The following is a 16905-nucleotide window of genomic DNA, read 5'->3' as shown; positions in this document are numbered from 1 at the left end:
CCGGCTGTTTGAGTCGCCAAACCGTGATCGAGTCGACTATAGTGAACGGCCATGGTAATTAAATGGCTGTGCATCATGCAGTGTGTTTCCCAATTGCGACGTTGGTGCCTCCGGCAACGCCGGTTCTTCACGCAAACTCCGTTCGAAGCGTTGCGTTTTGTTCGGCACGTCCGTGTTTCGGGCCGGCGGCTGGCAGCAAGCCTGCCTTTGCTGGCTTTCATTCTGGGCGCGGCGGATTCTGCTGCCACCACCTTACCGCCACTGCAGTTGGTTGATCAGGCCGGGCAACCCGTCAGCGACGCTGTGGCCCGCATAGAACAGTCACAAACCTCTGCCGCCCAGGAAGGTCCGGCGGTCGCGGTGATGGATCAGGTTGACCTGAGCTTCAGCCCCAAGGTTATTGCCATCAGCACCGGAACCCGGGTGCAGTTTCCCAACAGCGATGATACCCGCCACCATGTCTATTCATTTTCGCCCGCTAAAACGTTCGAGCTGCGACTGTTTCGTGGTAACGAAGCGCCGCCGGTCGAGTTTGATCAGGCCGGCCTGGTGGTCATCGGCTGCAACATTCACGATGCCATGGTCGGCTACATCTATGTGACCAATGGCCAGGTGTATGGCGTGACCGATGCCGACGGTGGCCTGATGCTGCCCACCTTCACAGCGCCCGAATCAGCTGAACTGCTCATCTGGCACCCCGATATGGACGACCCGCTGGCCTTGCCGCTGGCCGGTCTCGATACGTCCGGAGACCTGCTGCGAATTGAACTGCCCATGACCCAGCGCCAGCCAGAGCCTGCCTCAGGGGCTGCCGGCGGGTTGCGCAACCGACTGCAACAATACAAGACCAATGACGATTAGCTTTCGAACCCGGTTGCTGCTGATTTTTACCGCCGTACTGGCTGTCACCCTTACCGCGACTACGTTGTCTGCTTTGCGGGCAACGGATGCCAATACCCGGGCGAACGCGACGCGTGAGCTGGCGGTGGCCGAGCGCGTGTTTCAGACCCTGCTCGATGAAAACAGCCGCGAACTGACCGACAGAACCACCTTGCTGGCGGAGGATTTCGGCTTCCGCGAGGCCATTGCCACCAACGAAGAAGACACCATCATAAGCGTGCTGGCCAACCACGGTGATCGCATTGGCGCTGATCTGATCATGCTGATGTCGCCGCAGGGCGAAGTGCTGATCAGCACTCACGACATCGGCGCCGATCTTGGCCGGGTGCGTGCAGGCCTTGGCAGTCAGGCATCGGCGTTTTCACTGTTAACCCTGAGCGAGCATCAGCCCTATCAGATGGTGATGGTGCCGGTGGACGCGCCCCAGCGGGTCGCCTGGGTTGGCATGGGGTTTCTGCTGGACAACGATCTGCTAGGCCGGTTTCGGGACATTACCAGCGCCGATGTCACCCTGATTTACCGCGAGCGGGAAGCTGGCAATTACTCGGACGTACAAACGCTGAGCACCCTGCCTACCCAGCCTCTGGCCGATGTTGACCTGCTCGGCCCCTACGATGAAGTGCTGGCTCAGGCAGCGGAGCAATTACGCGACCAGGGCCTGCTGAGTCGCTACGCGACGTTGCTCGATCAGCCACCGGTGCATCTCGGTGCTCTGCTGACGGTATCGCTGGCCGATGCGGTAGCGGCCAATACCCGCCTGCGCACCCAAATGCTATTGATCGCCCTGGCGGCACTGGTGTCCGCTGCCGTTGTCACTTTGTTTATTGCTCGTGGTATTACCCGGCCGATTGACACCCTGGTCGCCGCCGCCAGACGCATCGCCAGCGGTGATTACCAACACAGCGTGTCACTGAAAAACACCAATGAGTTCGGCGTGCTTGGGCAAACGCTCAACACCATGCAGAACGATATTCAGCAACGTGAGCGGCATATTTTTTACCAGGCCCGGCACGATCTGAAAACGGGCCTGCCCAATCTGGAACAAATGGCGCAGCGCTTTACCGAGTTGACGCCGGACGATCAGCACCCGGTAGCGGTTGTGCTGGTGCGCCTGGAAAACGTCAGCGCGCTGAGCGATGTCTATGGCCTCGCCTTTACCGACGAAATCGTCCGGCTTGCCGCCGAGCGTCTGGTGCACCGTTTGCGGCCCGGCGACATTGCGGGCCGGGTGGGTAACAATGAATTTCTGGTGCTGGCCGATGCGCAGCTTGCCGGGGAATGTGATCAGGCGCTGGCGGAGTATCTGGCGGTGTTTGACCAGGCCATTGAACACCAGGACATCGACGTGTTGCTGGATGTTCGCATGGGGCAGGTGATGTACCCCGAACAGGCCAGCAGTTTTGAAGATGCCTTGCGTCGGGCCAACATTGCTGTCAGTGATGCCAGAGTGCATGGTCAGGCGCTTGAGCGATACCAAATCGGGCGCGATGAATCGCACCTGCGGCAATTAACCGTCACCAACCGCTTGCAGCACGCCATCGAACACGGTGGCTTTGAGCTGTTGTTTCAGCCGCAATACGACCTGCGCAATCGCCGCATTCATTCGGCCGAGGCACTGTTGCGCTGGCACGACGACCAGTTGGGCCGAATGTTTCCGGATGAGTTTATTCCGCTGGCGGAGCAGTCGGGTGATATCACCCAAATTACTGAATGGGTTGTCACCGAGGCCATTGCCCGCATGACCGCCTGGCAGGAAGAGGGCCATGACCTCGGTGTCAGTATCAACCTCTCGGCCCGGGATATTCTCAACAGCCACTTTATCGACCGGGTGATCGAGCGAACCGCGCATGCCGGTTTTGAGCGGAAAAACCTGATGCTGGAAATTACCGAAAGCGCCATGGTGACTGATACCGAGCTCGCCCTGACCCATCTGAAACGACTCTATGGTGCGGGCTTTGACCTGGCGATGGACGACTTCGGTACCGGCTATTCGTCGCTGGCGCAACTGAAAACCATGCCGATACACGAACTCAAAATCGACAAGTCCTTTGTGTTGAGGCTCGATGAAGATCAGGATGACCAGAACATCGTGCGCTCAACCATCGAGATGGCGCATCATCTGGGGCTGACCGTCATTGCCGAAGGCGTCGAGAACCAAGCCGCCCTCAAACTGCTGGAACAGATGGGGTGCGATGCCATTCAGGGCTATTATTTGAGCAAGCCGATGGCGATTGCCGACCTGAAGCCCTGGCTGGCAGCCTTTAATGAAACCACTCTGGAGTCTAGTTATGGTTAACCGGTACCTGAATCGGGCTTTGCTGGCCGGTGCAGTGCTGTCGATGCTGGCACTGGCACCGGCCTGGGCTGGCAGTAAGATTCTGGCTACCTCAGCCGCCACTCAGATTGAAGGGGCTGCCGGCGGTGGTCTGGTGCCCTGGGCTGTGATAGGCGGCTATGGCAGTGAGGGCGAGTGGGGTGGTGCCGCCAGCCTGACCCGCGTTGGACTGCCGGACTTTCAGCTTGGCACGGCAGCGGTGCACGCCGGCGTAAACAACCGCGTTGAGTTCAGCTTCGCGCAGCAGACACTGCAGGTGGATAACCTGGCGTCAGTGCTTGGCAGCCCGCTCGATGGCGTGATTGAACAGCATGTCTACGGCGCCAAGGCCCGCCTGTGGGGGGATTTGATTTATGAGCCCTGGCCACAAATCAGCCTGGGAGCCCAGCATAAGGTGAATCTTAACCCGGCCGCCGGTACCGTGCTTGGCGCCAACAGTGACAGCGGAACCGACTGGTACCTGTCAGCCAGTAAGTTGTACCTGCACGCCCTGTTCGAACGGAATGTTCTGTTGAACGGCACCTTTCGCTATACCGATGCCAATGAGACCGGGTTTTTGGGGTTTGGGGCTGAAGGGGAGTCTGATCCAAAGTTTATGGTCGAAGCCAGCGCAGGTCTTTTTCTGAATGCAAACTGGGCGCTGGGTGTTGAATATCGCCAAAAGCCGGACCGGCTGAACCTGGGCGAATCCGACTGGCGCGATGCCTTTGTCGCCTGGTTCCCCAGTAAGCGGGTAACGGTGGTCGGGGCCTATACCGACCTGGGCAAGGTGGCTCTCTGGGATGACCAGACGGGCTGGTACCTGTCGGTACAAATTAATAACTGAAGGTGACTGAATTCATGCGACTGATGACCTCCATCGTTTTGGTGGCCCTGGTGGCGGCCTGCAGCACTAAGCCCACCCAGCCGACCTTGTATGAGCGCCTGGGTGAGCAGGACGGCATTACCACCATTGTCGATAACCTCCTGTATGAACTGGGTGGCAACGACACCCTGCTGCCGTTTTTTGCCAAGACCGACATCGGCCGGTTTCGGGAAAAGCTGATCGAACAGCTGTGCCAGGTCAGCGACGGCCCGTGCGAGTACACCGGCGACAGCATGGCGCAGGTGCACGCCGGAATGGGCCTGAACGACAGCCACTTTAACGCCCTGGTCACCGACCTGGTGGCGGCCATGGACGAGGCCGATGTGGCGACCGGCGCGCAGAACGATCTGCTGTCGCGGCTGGTGCCCATGTATGACGAAGTCATGAACCCGGACGCTTATCTGGAGCCCGGTACCGCTTCGCAGGCGCCATAATCCGACTATACTGATGATTCAAGACTGGATTCCCGGTTAGTTGGTACCACAAACACCCCGGGGCCGGGCAGGGATACCCGCTTACCGTTTGCCGCCACTGGCAGGCAGACACTCAGCCATATCCACTGCAACAGGGCCCGCCATGACTGACGTACGAGGCCTTAAAGCCTGGCTGAAAGTGATCGCCAAGCTCGACTTGCCATCCCTCAACTCGGTGGTGAAGGCCATCTGTGAGCTCAGCGATGACGACGACAGCAGCGCCGATGAATTCACCCAGATCGTGCTGCGCGACGCCGATCTCACTTCCCAGGTGCTCAAAGTCGCCAACTCAGTGCATTACAACCGCAGTTTCAGTCCGATCAAGACCGTTTCCCGCGCCATTGTTCAGATCGGCTATCTGGATCTGAAGAACATTGCACTGGCCACTACGCTGATTGATGGTTTCCTTGACGGCAAGCCCCGAGAACGACTGATCAATAACCTCGCCCGTTCTTTCCATGCCGCCGTGCAAGCGCGCGCCATTGCGCAGCAGTTGAACAGCGACGATCATGAAGAAGTCTTTATTGCGGCCCTGTTGCTGCGCCTCGGTGATCTGGCTCTGCTGGCCACGGGTCGGCCCGAAGTTGAAACCTTTATGGCCGCGCGCGACCTGAGCCCGGGCGAAGCACACAGCTTGGCGCTGGAACATCTGGGTGTCGGTGTCAAAACCCTGAACCGGGCGCTGATTCAGGAGTGGGGGCTGGGCGATCTGGTGCTGAAGGCCAGTGATGACACCCACAGTGCCGACCCCTGGGTGCGCTCGGTTCAGTTTGGCGATGAAATCAGCCAGACCATCCATCTGGGCATCGACCACCCCGAGATGCGCAAGATCATTCAGCGTATCAGCCAGTTTCAGGGCCGAAGCAGTGCCGATGTTCGCGAGCATATTTTGTTGATGGCAGAAGAGGCGTCTTCGGTGGCCACCACCTATGGCGCCGAGCGGTTGCTGCAGGCCCTACCGCAACGCAGTACCATTGAGGGCGACGCTACCGACGTTAAATCGACCGACTACGATATGCAGCGCTTTTTGAACCGCATCAGCCGCTGCATCATGGATGTCGAACCCTTACCCCGCCTGCTGCAGCTGGCGGTTCATGCGTTGCATCGTGGCGCCGGTTTTGGGCGGGTGGCCCTGTGGTTGAGCTCCGCACGGGATCACCGGCTCGAACCGGTCATCGTTGCCGGCGACGACGTCGCCCGCTGGCGCGAATTGCTGAAACTGGATCTGAGCACTCTGCAGCAGGATGAATCGCTGACTCGCTTCCTAAAGACGCCCGAACCCCAGTGGTACAACCGCAAAACGCCCACTGACGGGGTTATGAAGCGCCTGCTTGGTCCGGTTGACGGCATGATGGTGCCGGTTCAGTCACCGGAACGGCTGGTGGGGGTGATTTACGCGGATAACGACGGAGGGCCCCTCACCGAACGCCAGTTTGAGGAATTGCAATTGGTGGCGAACCAGATCAACCTGTATTTGCAGTTCAATATACCCGCACAACCAAAAAGCGGCTGACGAGTCAGCCGCTTTACCCGCGATGGCCGGTTAGAACACCGGGCCAGGCATTGCGCCGGTTAAATGGTCGGTGTCCGGTCACTTTGCAGGGCATCGAGTACCGGGCTGGCTTCAATGCTGGTCAGGCCATTGGCATCGGTGATGTTGTCAAACGCCAGTTGTTGCTGCACTGCGGCCGTCACCGATTCGGCTTCCTCTGCCGAGTCAATCGCCGGGTTCCCCGGCGTCAGCCGTTCATCCTGAAGCGCATTGAACTCCTGCTGGAGCTGATCGATCTGTGACGATTCCGCCTCCGAGAATCGCTCCAGGGCAGAGATGGTGCCATTCAACGTTGACAGTGTTTCGCCCCGATCACGCACAAAAAAGCTGCTATCAGGCAGCGGGCCCAAGTCTTCAACGCCCTGACCGAAGGGATCGCTCAGCGCCCGTTCACGCAGTGACTGCAAGGCTTCTGCAGCCTGGGCGCTTAACTGCTCCCGGCTTTCGGTAAGCTCGGTGCTGCCGCCTTCAGCGATCTGATCGCGTTCACTGCGCAGCTGGTCGACCACTTCGCCCCGGCTTTGCTGGGAAATAGCCAGACTGGAGGCTTCCTGCACCAGAGAGCGCTCGGCGCTGGTGCGCCGGTCGATTCGGGTATCGACCTGAACATCGGGAGCGGGTGTCTGGCGCTCCTGGGGTGAGGGTTCCTGCCGGGCAGGCGACGGCGCCTGGGGCGCACGTGGCTCCGGCCGGTTGATCGAACCCAGGGTGACATTGCTACCTGTTACGTCCGTCAACATCTGCTAACCTCCCAAGCGATTGTTGAATCTATGTCTGCAAAGTTTAGGGGTGTTTGGTTATTTTTCAACCAGCCTTCTGCATCCGAATGCGGTTTACCCGAGTATTTACCCTAACTCTACACTTTATTAATCAGCAACGGTGACCCCCTGTAATGACCGAGTCCGATGCCCTAAGGCTATTGATGCGAACGGCTGAAGGCGATGCCCAGGCCTTTCGCCAACTCTACGACCACACTTCCGGCAAATTGTTCGCCGTCAGTCTGGGCATGATGAAACGCCGCGACCTGGCCGAAGACGCCGTTCAGGATGCGTTTGTCAGGATCTGGCATAACGCCGGTGAATACCGGGCCGAGAAAGGCGTTGTGCTGACCTGGATGATCAGCATTGTGCGCTACCGGTGCCTGGATTTGCTGCGGTCCGCAAAATCACGCCGCGAGCACCTGACCGATGGCGATCTGGATCTGGCCGATGAGCCGGAAGACCATGCCACCCCGGAAGGCGCTTTGCATGCCGGCCGTGACCGGGTACGCATTGACGAGTGTCTGGATGAACTGGAAGACCAGCAGCGCCATGCCATTCAACTGGCCTATTTTCGCGGCCTGACCCATCAGGAAGTCTGTGGTCAACTGGATTTGCCGCTGGGGTCGGTAAAAAGCTGGATTCGGCGTGGCCTGCAACAACTGAAACGGTGCCTGGAATGACGCAACAACTGTCCGACAGACGGCTCGATACCCTGGCCGCCGAATACGTGCTCGGCACACTCGATGCCGATACCCGGGTCAAACTGCAACGCCTGATGATCACCAGTGATCGTGCCCGCCAGGCGGTCTGGCGCTGGGAGCGGGACCTCAATGCACTGGGCGCCAGCCTGAACGATGTTCATCCAGGTCCGGACCTCTGGCAGCGGATTGAGGCAAGGCTGGGCTTGGCCAGTGAGACCACGGCCGACTCTTTCGAGCAGAAGCATCGACGACCCTCCCGGCTCGGTTCAGGACGAGGCTGGAATCCCTTCCAAAGCTGGGTCTGGCCCGCCATCGCGGCCGCACTGGTGCTGGTCATGGTGAGCTGGAATACCTGGCAGGTACCGCAACCGGCTCCGACACAGGTCGCGGTTATTCAGGACGCCAGCGCCCGGGCGCTGTGGTCGGTTAGCCTGACTGAACAGAATCTGGTGGTTACCAGTACTCGGGAGGTAACGCCCAGCACCGATCGCGACTACCAACTCTGGCTGGTGGCGGCTGACGGTCGAGCCCCTGTCTCGCTGGGCCTGTTGCCGGAAACGGGGCAGCGCCAGTTAGCGCGCAGTGTGCTGTTTGATACGGCTACTGTTGACGTGCTGGCGGTCAGCCGGGAGCCGGAAGGCGGCTCGCCCACCGGCCAACCGACGGAGGTGCTGTACTCGGCGCAACTGGTGAGACAGTAAAAAAGGGGGCGCATCAGGGCCGGTGAATTGTTATTTACCGGCCCCTTTAAAATACAGGTTTCGGCATAATCACTGAACAATGCCATACTCATGGCGAACAGGGCCCACATATTGCCCCCGGGAGCGCCATTATGCCGATACTCAGAGACGACCATACCGCTGCGCTGGCAGGTATTCATGCCCAGGGCGGGGAGCTGCTGGAGCGCATTCAGGATGTACTCGACCAAAGCACCCTCTCGGCTCCGATTGAACGGTTGTTAAGAACCACAGCGGTGCGCCGCGAAACCCTGCTGCTGGACGTCGAAATGATTGAGCGCGAGCGTGGCGACCTGCCCAAGGCCGCCAATACCGAACGTGCCCTGCTTGAGGCCATTGCGGACTGGGTGCATACCCAACTGACCGACGAGAGCAGCCTGATCCGCCGTTTGACCGAAGCCGAGACCCAGTGGCGCCAGGTGATTCTGGAGGCGCTGGAGCAGGACTGGACTGACCAGGAGCAGGATGTGCTACAGGCATTGGTAGAGCACAGCGACGAGTTCATCGACGAACTGGCGGTGTTGCAAACGACGCTTTAGCCTGGTTACTGTGCCTGGGGAGCCTCTGAATAGGGCCCCTCGGATAAGCCAGAGCCCCGGGGGAGTTATTCAGAGGCTCCCCAGCTGTGACCCGCTGGGCATTTTAGCGCCCCGGTGTTAGGTTTTTGCGCCACTTAGGGTAAGCTGGCCGACCTTGGGTTAAGGGATTAGGGATTGGAACATGAAGCAGTCGATGGAAACGCGCTCGTTTCTCGTGTTTTTACTGATCGTCACGGTGCTGTTCGGGCTGGTACTCGAACCATTTTGGGGCGCCATTTTCTGGGCCGCCGCCGTCTCTGTTATTTTTTATCCGTTGCAGCGCCGTCTGGTGCACCGGTTTAACGGGCGTCGCAATCTGGCCGCTATAACCACTTTATTGTCGTGCATGCTGATCGTGGTGATACCGGTGCTGCTGGTGCTGTCGCAAGTGGTGCGCGAGGCCATAGGGCTTTATCAGGCGATTGAAGAGGGCGATATGTCGCCGGGCGGCTATCTGGACCAAATTCGGTCGGCCTTTCCGATCATTCCGCAGACGCTCGAAAACCTGGGCATCGATACCAATAATCTGCGCGAGCAGATCTCCGATTTCAGCGTGGCTGCGAGCCGCTATCTGGCGCAGGAAACCCTGACCTTTGGCCAGAGTACCCTCACCTTTGTACTGCAGTTGGGCATGATGCTCTATCTGACGTTTTTTCTGCTGCGCGATGGCGATACCCTGATTGACCTGATGGTCAAAGCCCTGCCCCTGGGGGATGAGCGCGAGCGCCGTCTGTTCGACAAGTTCGCCGAAGTCACCCGGGCAACGGTTAAGGGCAACCTGGTTGTGGCCATGGTGCAGGGTGCGCTGGGGGGCTTCATATTCTGGGTGCTGGGCATTCCCGCCGCCATACTCTGGGGCGTAATGATGATGGTGCTGTCGCTGATTCCTGCGGTCGGCGCGGCTCTGGTGTGGGGGCCGGCGGCGATCTATCTGTTCGCCGTGGGCGATGTGGTGCCGGGCATTGTTCTGGTGCTTTACGGCGTCATCATTATTGGCCTGGCCGATAACATTCTGCGCCCCATTCTGGTCGGGCGGGACACCAAGCTGCCGGATTACCTGGTGTTGTTCTCTACCTTGGGTGGTATTGCGCTGATGGGCATCAATGGCTTTGTGATCGGGCCACTGATTGCCGCCGTCTTCTTGACCTTCTGGGACATCTTCATGGATGAATTTAATACCGATGTGAACCAGCCAGTGCAAGACAGTGAGACCGCAGAGGCTGGCACGGTCGAAAAAAGCCGCTAACGTGGTGGGCGGGCCGGCTGCTTTGCCCGGCCCGTCAGGAACACCCCAATGCCACCCAGTAACAGCCCGGTGGCGATCAGCAAGTGCGTGGTCAACGGTTCCAGTACGATGACGGCGCCACCCACCGCCGCCAGAATCGGCACACTCAACTGCAACACGCTGGCCTGAATGCCACTGAGTGCAGGCAGCACGCTGTACCAGAGCGCGTAACCGATGCCAGAGGCCAGTGCACCCGAGGCAACGGCCAGCCAAAAGCCGTGCGATGAAATCAGAATCGAATCGGTAAAGGGCAGGTATAGAAGCAGGGCGAATGGCGCTGCCCGCACGAAGTTACCGGCGGTATCAGCCAGGGGCTGGCTTGAGCCCCGTCCGTTCAGAGTGTAGAACCCCCAGGCAATGCCACTGATGACCATCAGCATAAACCCGAGCCGGGTGGGTGCTGTCAGCCCCGGGACGATCAGATACAGAAAACCGCCCACTGCCATCCATAATCCCAGCCACTCCAGCCCGGTCAGGCGTTCGCCTCTTAGCAGACTGGTGATGATCATTGTCAGTTGCACCGTACCGAACAACAGTAAAGCGCCGGTGGCAGTATCGAGTTGCACGTAGGCGAAACTGAAACTCGCCGCGTACAGCCAGAGAAAACCCGCTCCCCGCCAGGAACCGGCGAGCACCAGAGCCGACAGACGCTCCTGGCGATGCCGCAACGCGAGGATGATCACCAGCGTCAGCGCTCCGGACACCAGCCGCACGGCGGTAAACGACGCCGCATCAATACTCAGGGTGCCCAGTGCCAGCCGACACAACACCGAATTGGCGGCGAAGGCGAGCAGCGCGAGCAAGGTCAGGGAGGCGTGGCGGGGTGGTAGCATGGCGGAACCGTATCAGAACTGTGGGGCGCCTACTGTACGGGTTTTTCCGCCAAAGCTCATGCCCTGAAACAAACTAACGAATCACGCCTTCCAGGTAGCTGTGACCGCCCAGATAGGACATGGCTGTGCGAATCGTCCGGCTGCGCTGCGACACATAGGCCGATGGCTGGCCAACGTTCAGGCGCTTGGGGTTGGGCAGCACAGCCGCGAGCAGAGAGGCTTCGTAGGGCGTCAACTGCGCCGGTGTCTTGTTGAAAAAATGCTCGCTGGCGTCGGTCACCCCATACACGCCCGGCCCGAATTCAACCACGTTCAGGTAGATCTCGAGCAGCCGCCCCTTGCTCCAGAACAGTTCCATCCACAACGTCAGCCAGGCTTCGATGCCTTTGCGCACCAGGCTGCGACCGGTCCAGAGATAGAGGTTCTTGGCCAGTTGCTGGCTGATGGTGCTGCCGCCGCGCAACCGGTCACGGTCTTCATTCAGGGCCTTGCGAATGGCCGCGACGTCAATGCCGAAATGGTCGGGGAAACGCTGGTCTTCGGAGGCAACGACGGCGAGGGGCAGATGCGGGGAAATGTCTTCCAGTGGAGTCCATCGGGTTAGCCAGGGCGACCGGTCGCCCGAATCTTGCAGAATGTACGCCGTGGTGGGTGGGTTAAGCACGGCCAGTGGCAGTGTCAGGCCAACACTCAGCAGGCACAGGGCGCCTGTTAGCCAGAAAAAACTGCGCAACCAGCGCCTGGGAGTGAAGTTGAAACGCACACGCATCCATGATGATCAGAGAAAGGGAAGCGGTCAGTCTACCCCAAAAGCAGGCCGGGCGAATGTCATGAAAGAGTATGGCAGTCATGTCTTTCGGGTTCCCGGAATACACGGCTGCCATGGTATGGTCAGAAAAACGTCACACAACCGTCATCTGTTGCCTTTAGGGTGCAGCCATCGTTTTTTATGCCACCCGCGCACTGAATGGATGAACAAGATGACTGTAACGACCTTTGGAAAACCGGTTACTGTGGGTCTGCTGACTCTGGCGGCCGCTGCTCTTACCCCGGCCATGGCCGATTTTCAACTCGACAGCCGGTATCAGGATACCGATGGCGATTTGATTGCGGATATCCCGACTGACGAATCGCAGTGGCGTGACCCGTCAACTCTGGTGTTTGCCTACACACCGGTGGAAGACCCGGCTGTCTATGCCGATGTGTGGTCAGAATTTCTGGAGCACATGGAGGCGGAAACCGGCAAACGGGTTCAGTTCTTTCCGGTGCAGTCGAATGCGGCCCAGATCGAAGCCATGCGCGCCGGTCGCTTGCACATTGCCGGCTACAATACCGGTTCAAACCCGCTGGCCGTGGCCTGCTCCGGTTACCGCCCGTTTGCGATGATGGCCGCTGCTGATGGTTCTTTCGGTTATGAGATGGAAATCATCACCCACCCGGAATCTGGCCTGAATGACATAGAAGACCTGAGGGGTCAGAAGCTGGCGTTTACTTCTCAGACTTCCAACTCAGGTTTCAAGGCACCCTCGGCCATTCTGAAATCGGAGTACGGCATGGAGCCGGACCGTGATTTTGAACCGGTGTTCTCTGGTAAGCACGACAACTCCATTCTGGGTGTCGCCAACCAGGATTACCCGGCCGCTGCCATTGCCAATTCGGTGCTGAGCCGGATGGTCAGCCGCGACATCGTCTCTGAAGACCAGATCAAAACGTTATACAAGTCGCAAACCTTTCCGACCACCTCTTACGGCGTTGCCCACGACTTGCACCCGGACTTGCAGGAAGCCGTTCAGCAAGCCTTCTTCTCGTTCGACTGGGAAGGCACCAAGCTGGAAGAGGAGTTTTCTAAGTCTGGCGAAGCGCAGTTCATTCCCATCACCTTCCAGAACGAGTGGTCGGTAATTCGCCAGATCGACGACGCCAACGGCGTGCAGTACGACTGCCAGTAAGAATTCGTCAGTCACACACTGACACAGAGTGCAGACCTTTGCCCGGCGTATGCCGGGCGCTTTTGTTTATTGACCACCCAGTTTGGGCGCGCCGGTGCGTTGCGCCGGAGCATGCCGCTAACCGGGTGCGGGGAGTAGTAAGGTGTTAAGACTGGAACAACTGACCAAGGTCTACAAAACCGGTGACAAAGCCCTCACTGACATCAACCTGTCGGTAGAAGCCGGGCAGGTCGTTGGGTTGATTGGCCCGTCCGGCGCGGGTAAATCGACTCTGATTCGCTGTGTTAACAGGCTGGTCGAGCCCAGTGCCGGCAAGATCTGGCTGGGCGATCAGGAACTGGCGGGTCTGAGCAAGAGCGCGCTGCGCCGTCAGCGTCGGCGTATTGGCATGATCTTTCAGGAATACGCGCTGGTCGAACGGCTGACGGTCATGGAAAACGTGCTCTCTGGTCGCCTGGGTTACGTGCCGTTCTGGCGCAGCCTAACCCGGCGGTACCCCGCCGATGACATCGAAAACGCTTTCCGTTTCCTTGACCGTGTAGGTCTGGCTGACCATGCCGACAAACGCGCGGATGCACTTTCTGGCGGTCAGCGTCAGCGAGTGGGCATTGCCCGGGCATTGGCGCAGGAACCGGATTTGCTGTTAATCGATGAGCCAACCGCCAGTCTGGACCCGAAAACCTCGCGGCAGATTATGCGCCTGATCATTGAGCTGTGTAACGAACGGGGCCTGCCCGCCATCATTAACATTCACGATGTCCCGTTGGCGCAGGCCTTCGTAAACCGCATCATCGGACTGAACCAGGGCCGCGTTGTGTTTGATGGGGCGCCGGTTGACCTGTCGGACGAGGTGCTGACACGGATTTACGGTGAGGAAGACTGGGTTGCCCTGCGAGGCAAGCCCGGCCAGGAAAACGAGGACGTGGAGGCACCGGCGCTGGATGCCCACCGGCTAGAGGCTGCCCAATGACGACGCAACGCTATCCGAGAACCTGGCGCCGCCCGCCGGTTTTGATCCCGGACCCGCGCTGGCGCTGGGGGTTCTATCTGGCCGTCTTGATTTATCTGCTCGCCGCCAGCAGCACACTGGACGTCAACTGGCAGCGAGCCTATGAGGGACTGGAGCGCGGTGGCCGGTTTGCCATGGGCTTTTTGCAACCGGATTTCACCACCCGCTGGCGCGATATTTCCCTCGGCCTGGTAGAAAGCCTGACCATGACACTGACGTCGACCATCGCTGGCGTTTTGCTGGCCATCCCGGTGGGGCTGGGTGCGGCACGCAATATCTCCAACGGCCCGGTCTATTTGATCTGCCGCGCCTTTGTGGCGGTATCGCGCAGCCTGCAGGAAGTCATCATCGCCATACTGTTCGTCGCCATGGTCGGCTTTGGTCCGCTGGCGGGGTTTCTTACCCTCACCTTCGCCACCATTGGCTTTATGGCCAAACTGCTGGCCGAAGACATTGAAGAAATGGACGAACGCCAGGCGGAGGCCATTCGCGCCACCGGTGCCAGCTGGTTGCAGCTGATTCATGTTGGGGTGATGCCGCAAGTCATGCCCCGGCTGATCGGGCTGTCGCTGTACCGGCTGGATATCAATTTTCGCGAATCGGCGGTGATTGGCATTGTCGGCGCTGGCGGTATTGGCGCCACGTTGAATACCGCCATCGATCGCTATGAATACGATTCGGCCGGTGCCGTGCTGATCATCATCATTGTGATTGTGATGGCAACGGAATACCTCTCCGGCTACGTTCGCAAGTGGGTGCAATGATGACTCAACCTACAACCGCACTGACCGCCTGGAAACGCAATACCCGTCGGCACGAATGGCTGGTCTGGCTGGCCTGGCTGGTCACGATATCGGCGTTTATTGTGACCTGGCAAATCATGAACCAGAACACGCTCTGGTTTTTTCTGGCCGATGCCCCGGAGCAAATTCGGGATCTGGGCGGGCGCATGTTTCCGCCGAGCTGGTCTTACATTCATTATTTGTGGGGGCCACTCTGGGATACCCTGAACATTGCCACGCTGGGGACCCTGATTGGTATCGTGATCGCGGTACCGGTAGCGTTTCTGGCGGCTCGCAACACCACCCCCTCGCGCCGCCTGGTGCGACCCCTGGCGTTGCTCGTCATCGTGGCATCGCGGTCGATCAACTCCCTGATCTGGGCGCTTCTGCTGGTTGCCATTCTTGGGCCGGGTTTGCTGGCTGGTGTTATTGCCATTGCGCTGCGATCCATCGGTTTTGTCGGCAAACTCATGTATGAAGCCATTGAAGAGATCGATACCGCCCAGGTCGAGGCCATTGAAGCGACCGGTGCCTCGCTGATGCAACGGCTCGATTACGGCATCGTGCCACAGATTCTGCCGACCTTTTTTGGCGTCTCGGTGTTCCGTTGGGACATCAATATTCGCGAGTCCACCATCTTGGGGCTGGTGGGTGCCGGGGGCATTGGTTTGCAATTGCAGGCCGCGCTGAACACCCTGGCCTGGCCGCGGGTCACGATGATCTTTGTGGTGATTCTGGGCACGGTGGTGGTGTCGGAGTGGGTATCGTCGCAGGTGCGTAATGCCATCCGTTGAGTGACTGGCCAGGAGAAGACAACCGCCCGGCAGGGCGGTTGCAGGAAAACGGCTTAGCCGAAAATGCCCTTGAACATAAAGAAGAAAATGATCGCCAGGAAAGCCCCGGCCGGGAGTGTGACGATCCAGCTGGCGAAGATGGTGCCCACCACTCTCAAGTTGAGTGCTGAAATACCCCGGGCCATGCCGACGCCGAGCACGGCGCCCACCAGAGTGTGGGTGGTGGAAATCGGCAGGCCGGTGCCCGAGGCCAGCACGACCGTGGTGGCGGCTGCCAGTTCGGCGGCGAACCCCCGGCTCGGGGTCAGTTCGGTGATCTTCCGGCCGATGGTGCCCATCACCTTGTAACCAAAAGTAGCCAGGCCGACCACGATGCCGCCACCGCCAAGCAGCAGCACCCAGGCGGGCATGGCCGATTCAGCCAGAATATTGCCCTGATTGGCCACCACATTGATGATGGCCGCCAGCGGGCCAACCGCATTGGCCACATCGTTTGAGCCGTGGGCGAATGCCATGGCGCAGGCGGTGAAAATCATCAGAATGGCGAACACTTTTTCGACTGAGGCGAAGCGAAAATGACGATCGGCCTCTTCGTCGATTTTAACCCGCTTGAGTAACGCGATACCCAGCAACATGACGGCGAAACTGACGGCGACGCTGATCAGCACACTTTCACCGAACGAGAGGCCAACGCCTACGTGTTTCAGGCCTTTGGTGAAGGTCACCATGGTGATCATAAAGGCGGTAAGAAACATATAACCGGGCACGTAGCGTTTCGCGTTGCCAAAGGGGTCGTCGGTGTTGAGGATCAGCTTGTGAACGCTGCGGAAAATAAAGAAGGCGAGAGTCCCGGCCAGTACCGGTGAGACCACCCAGCTCATCACAATGGAGGTTACCTTGCCCCACTGCACGTATTCGACGCCGATACCGACGGCTGCAAAGCCAACAATGGCGCCGACGATGGTGTGCGTAGTGGACACTGGCCAGCCCATCATCGAAGCGATGACCAGCCAGATCGCCGCCGCCAGTAGCGACGACATCATCCCGTAGACCAGTAATTCCGGCGATCCGGCCATCACATTGGCGTCGATGATGCCTTTTCGAATGGTACCGGTGACCTCGCCACCGGCCAGGTAAGCGCCGGCGAATTCGAACACCATGGCGATAATAATCGCCTGTTTAACGGTCAGGGCACGAGAGCCGACGGATGTACCCATGGCGTTGGCGACATCGTTGGCGCCAACGCCCCAGGCCATGAAAAAGCCAAACAAGCAGGCAAGCAAGACGAACCATTGGCCGTATTCTGCAATGACGGTCATGGGGTATTCCTCTTATCGGTGAGCATGGGGTG

At 59.1% G+C, this 16905-nt stretch carries 17 protein-coding genes; 13 read left to right on the top strand and 4 right to left on the bottom strand.

Going from position 1 to position 16905, the window contains the following annotated elements:
- Positions 1-75 precede the first annotated feature (75 nt).
- The 5 genes from EP166_RS11060 to EP166_RS11040 all read left to right on the top strand — a co-directional run bounded on the left by EP166_RS11060 (position 76) and on the right by EP166_RS11040 (position 6086).
- Entirely contained in the window at positions 76-861 is a 786-nt protein-coding gene (locus EP166_RS11060) for a methylamine utilization protein (RefSeq protein ID WP_164743906.1), read from the top strand.
- A complete protein-coding gene (locus EP166_RS11055) occupies positions 851-3196 on the top strand; it encodes a putative bifunctional diguanylate cyclase/phosphodiesterase (RefSeq protein WP_127556894.1) in 2346 nt (781 codons plus the stop codon). The genes EP166_RS11060 and EP166_RS11055 overlap by 11 nt, the downstream gene beginning before the upstream one ends.
- Complete coding sequence (locus tag EP166_RS11050) at positions 3189-4061, top strand: DUF3034 family protein (protein ID WP_220432549.1); 873 nt, start codon at positions 3189-3191, stop codon at positions 4059-4061. Before EP166_RS11055 ends, EP166_RS11050 begins: the two co-directional genes overlap by 8 nt.
- Positions 4062-4075: 14 nt before the next feature.
- The gene (locus EP166_RS11045) at positions 4076-4534 is read left to right on the top strand and encodes a group I truncated hemoglobin (protein ID WP_127556892.1); all 459 of its coding nucleotides are present in this window, start codon (positions 4076-4078) and stop codon (positions 4532-4534) included.
- A 142-nt stretch (positions 4535-4676) separates the two neighbouring features.
- On the top strand, positions 4677-6086 hold the full coding sequence (locus EP166_RS11040; RefSeq protein ID WP_127556890.1) for an HDOD domain-containing protein: 1410 nt from the start codon (positions 4677-4679) through the stop codon (positions 6084-6086).
- Positions 6087-6145: 59 nt separating this feature from the next.
- Here EP166_RS11040 and EP166_RS11035 read toward each other — a convergent pair whose 3' ends face one another.
- Entirely contained in the window at positions 6146-6865 is a 720-nt protein-coding gene (locus EP166_RS11035; protein ID WP_127556888.1) for a hypothetical protein, read from the bottom strand.
- A gap of 152 nt (positions 6866-7017) precedes the next feature.
- On the opposite strand from EP166_RS11035, the gene EP166_RS11030 reads away from it, so the two are divergent.
- The 4 genes from EP166_RS11030 (at position 7018) to EP166_RS11015 (ending at position 10148) form a co-directional block, all read left to right on the top strand.
- The gene (locus tag EP166_RS11030) at positions 7018-7566 is read left to right on the top strand and encodes a sigma-70 family RNA polymerase sigma factor (protein ID WP_127556886.1); all 549 of its coding nucleotides are present in this window, start codon (positions 7018-7020) and stop codon (positions 7564-7566) included.
- Positions 7563-8288, top strand: a complete 726-nt coding sequence (locus EP166_RS11025; protein ID WP_127556884.1) for an anti-sigma factor — start codon at positions 7563-7565, stop codon at positions 8286-8288. Before EP166_RS11030 ends, EP166_RS11025 begins: the two co-directional genes overlap by 4 nt.
- Before the next feature lie 131 nt (positions 8289-8419).
- A complete protein-coding gene (locus EP166_RS11020) occupies positions 8420-8863 on the top strand; it encodes a hypothetical protein (protein ID WP_127556882.1) in 444 nt (147 codons plus the stop codon).
- Positions 8864-9044: 181 nt separating this feature from the next.
- Positions 9045-10148, top strand: a complete 1104-nt coding sequence (locus EP166_RS11015; protein ID WP_127556880.1) for an AI-2E family transporter — start codon at positions 9045-9047, stop codon at positions 10146-10148.
- Here EP166_RS11015 and EP166_RS11010 read toward each other — a convergent pair.
- Entirely contained in the window at positions 10145-11020 is an 876-nt protein-coding gene (locus EP166_RS11010) for a DMT family transporter (protein WP_127556878.1), read from the bottom strand. The two genes, EP166_RS11015 and EP166_RS11010, sit on opposite strands and share 4 nt — an antisense overlap.
- Before the next feature lie 73 nt (positions 11021-11093).
- A complete protein-coding gene (gene mtgA, locus EP166_RS11005; RefSeq protein ID WP_127556877.1) occupies positions 11094-11789 on the bottom strand; it encodes a monofunctional biosynthetic peptidoglycan transglycosylase in 696 nt (231 codons plus the stop codon).
- 211 nt (positions 11790-12000) lie between these two features.
- Here mtgA and phnD point away from each other — a divergent pair, with 211 nt between their 5' ends.
- From phnD to phnE (EP166_RS10985), 4 genes are all read left to right on the top strand, one after another.
- On the top strand, positions 12001-12969 hold the full coding sequence (phnD, locus tag EP166_RS11000) for a phosphate/phosphite/phosphonate ABC transporter substrate-binding protein (protein WP_181952717.1): 969 nt from the start codon (positions 12001-12003) through the stop codon (positions 12967-12969).
- 142 nt (positions 12970-13111) lie between these two features.
- Positions 13112-13939: a phosphonate ABC transporter ATP-binding protein gene (phnC, locus tag EP166_RS10995; RefSeq protein ID WP_127556875.1), complete on the top strand. Its 828-nt coding sequence runs from the start codon at positions 13112-13114 to the stop codon at positions 13937-13939.
- Positions 13936-14742 (top strand): phosphonate ABC transporter, permease protein PhnE, encoded by an 807-nt coding sequence (gene phnE, locus EP166_RS10990; RefSeq protein WP_127556873.1) that lies wholly within the window; start codon positions 13936-13938, stop codon positions 14740-14742. The genes phnC and phnE (EP166_RS10990) overlap by 4 nt, the downstream gene beginning before the upstream one ends.
- A complete protein-coding gene (gene phnE, locus EP166_RS10985) occupies positions 14739-15554 on the top strand; it encodes a phosphonate ABC transporter, permease protein PhnE (protein ID WP_220432548.1) in 816 nt (271 codons plus the stop codon). Before phnE (EP166_RS10990) ends, phnE (EP166_RS10985) begins: the two co-directional genes overlap by 4 nt.
- A 53-nt stretch (positions 15555-15607) precedes the next feature.
- On the opposite strand, the gene EP166_RS10980 is transcribed toward phnE (EP166_RS10985), so the two are convergent.
- A complete protein-coding gene (locus EP166_RS10980) occupies positions 15608-16873 on the bottom strand; it encodes an inorganic phosphate transporter (RefSeq protein WP_127556871.1) in 1266 nt (421 codons plus the stop codon).
- Positions 16874-16905 lie beyond the last annotated feature (32 nt).

The sequence above is a fragment of the Saccharospirillum alexandrii genome (assembly GCF_004000275.1).
Taxonomy (GTDB): domain Bacteria; phylum Pseudomonadota; class Gammaproteobacteria; order Pseudomonadales; family Natronospirillaceae; genus Saccharospirillum; species Saccharospirillum alexandrii.
Note: the sequence above shows the minus strand (reverse complement) of the source record. Positions and strands in the feature narration are given on the sequence as shown.

Bases quoted from the DNA above. Each gene is read 5' to 3' on its own strand.
- EP166_RS11040 (WP_127556890.1), top strand. From the start codon at position 4,677: ATGACTGACGTACGAGGCCTTAAAGCCTGGCTGAAAGTGATCGCCAAG.
- EP166_RS11060 (WP_164743906.1), top strand. From the start codon at position 76: ATGCAGTGTGTTTCCCAATTGCGACGTTGGTGCCTCCGGCAACGCCGG.
- EP166_RS11055 (WP_127556894.1), top strand. From the start codon at position 851: ATGACGATTAGCTTTCGAACCCGGTTGCTGCTGATTTTTACCGCCGTA.
- phnD (WP_181952717.1), top strand. From the start codon at position 12,001: ATGACTGTAACGACCTTTGGAAAACCGGTTACTGTGGGTCTGCTGACT.
- EP166_RS11045 (WP_127556892.1), top strand. From the start codon at position 4,076: ATGCGACTGATGACCTCCATCGTTTTGGTGGCCCTGGTGGCGGCCTGC.
- phnE (WP_127556873.1), top strand. From the start codon at position 13,936: ATGACGACGCAACGCTATCCGAGAACCTGGCGCCGCCCGCCGGTTTTG.
- EP166_RS11030 (WP_127556886.1), top strand. From the start codon at position 7,018: ATGACCGAGTCCGATGCCCTAAGGCTATTGATGCGAACGGCTGAAGGC.
- EP166_RS11010 (WP_127556878.1), bottom strand. From the start codon at position 11,020: ATGCTACCACCCCGCCACGCCTCCCTGACCTTGCTCGCGCTGCTCGCC.
- mtgA (WP_127556877.1), bottom strand. From the start codon at position 11,789: ATGCGTGTGCGTTTCAACTTCACTCCCAGGCGCTGGTTGCGCAGTTTT.
- phnE (WP_220432548.1), top strand. From the start codon at position 14,739: ATGATGACTCAACCTACAACCGCACTGACCGCCTGGAAACGCAATACC.
- EP166_RS11025 (WP_127556884.1), top strand. From the start codon at position 7,563: ATGACGCAACAACTGTCCGACAGACGGCTCGATACCCTGGCCGCCGAA.
- EP166_RS11035 (WP_127556888.1), bottom strand. From the start codon at position 6,865: ATGTTGACGGACGTAACAGGTAGCAATGTCACCCTGGGTTCGATCAAC.
- EP166_RS11015 (WP_127556880.1), top strand. From the start codon at position 9,045: ATGAAGCAGTCGATGGAAACGCGCTCGTTTCTCGTGTTTTTACTGATC.
- EP166_RS10980 (WP_127556871.1), bottom strand. From the start codon at position 16,873: ATGACCGTCATTGCAGAATACGGCCAATGGTTCGTCTTGCTTGCCTGC.
- EP166_RS11050 (WP_220432549.1), top strand. From the start codon at position 3,189: ATGGTTAACCGGTACCTGAATCGGGCTTTGCTGGCCGGTGCAGTGCTG.
- EP166_RS11020 (WP_127556882.1), top strand. From the start codon at position 8,420: ATGCCGATACTCAGAGACGACCATACCGCTGCGCTGGCAGGTATTCAT.